At 81.1% G+C, this 1,177-nt stretch carries 1 protein-coding gene; it reads left to right on the forward strand.

All coding sequences use genetic code 11. The features are described from left to right. Positions 1 to 1,087 (forward strand): poly(A) polymerase (locus tag VR44_RS40000; RefSeq protein WP_045952610.1); only part of this gene is annotated, 1,087 nt, incomplete at its 5' end. Between the last annotated feature and the right edge of the window lie 90 nt (positions 1,088 to 1,177).

Genomic DNA, 1,177 nt, shown 5'->3' on the forward strand with positions numbered 1-1,177 from the left:
CGGGCCGCACCCGGCCGGGCGAACACCGGCGGCGGGTGGCGCCGTTGAGGGGGCTCGGGTCGCCGAGCGGATCACCGCCCGGGTCGCGGAGGCGCTGCCCGGGGCGGTGGTGCGGCTGGCCGGGTCCCGGGCCATGGGCTGCGCCCTGCCTGGCGCCGACCTGGACCTGGTGGCGGTGGTGCCTGGGGCGGGCGAGGCGGGGGCGGTGCGGGCGCGGGTGGCGGCCGCGCTGCCGGAGGCGGAGCGACTGCGGGAGGTGACGGGGGCGCGGGTGCCGGGGCTGCGGCTGCGCGCGTCGGGCCTGGACGTCGACCTGGTCGTGGTCGGGGCCGACGCGGAGGCCGTGCGCCGGGCGGTGGGCGCCGAGCACCCCGCCTTCGCCCGGCTGGCCCGGGAGGTCAAGGCCTGGGCGCGGGCCCGGGGGCTGGACTCGGCGCCCTTCGGGGGCCTGCCGGGGCTGGCCTGGTCGGTGCTGGCGGCGCGGACGGTCCGGGAAGCCGGGGACCGCTCCCCTGCCGGGCTGCGGCGGGAGTTCTTCGGGACGTGGGCCGCCTGGGACTGGAGCGAGGCGGTGTCCCTGTACCCGGCGGCCGAGCCCGCTCCGGGCGTGGGCCCGGTGACCGTCCTGACCCCCTCGGCGCCGGTCCGCAGCTGCACGGCCCAGGTCGGGGCGGGCGTGCGGGACCTGCTGGTCCAGGAGCTGTACGAGACCTGGGAGCGGCTGGACGCGGAACCGGAGGGGCCCGGTGGTCTCCCGGCGGCGGCCCCGCCGCACCGGCGCCACGCCGCGTGGGCGGTGGTGACCGTACGGGCGGACTCGGCGCGGGAGTTCGAGGAGAACCTCGGCCGGGCGCGGGGCCGGCTGCGCGCCCTGCTCGCCGCCCTGGAGGAGGCCGGGCTCCCGGAGGCCCACGCCTGGCCCCGCCCCTTCGAGCGCTCCGCGACCCTGGCCCGCTATGCGGTGGGCCTGGGCCCCACCCCGCCGGACGCCGCCGCCCTGACCGCCCTCACCGGCACGTGGGCGGCCTCCCTGCCCGGGGTGACGGTCACCCGGGCGGACGGCGGCGACGTCCCGGACCTCCCCTGACACGACGCCCCGCCCGGGCGCGGGCGCGGGGGCCGTCGGGGGCCTGCCACAGGAGCGGGGCGGCCAGGTCGTCTCTTTCGGATCTTGCTC

The organism is Streptomyces katrae (assembly GCF_000966975.1).
GTDB classification, from domain to species: Bacteria; Actinomycetota; Actinomycetes; order Streptomycetales; family Streptomycetaceae; genus Streptomyces; species Streptomyces katrae.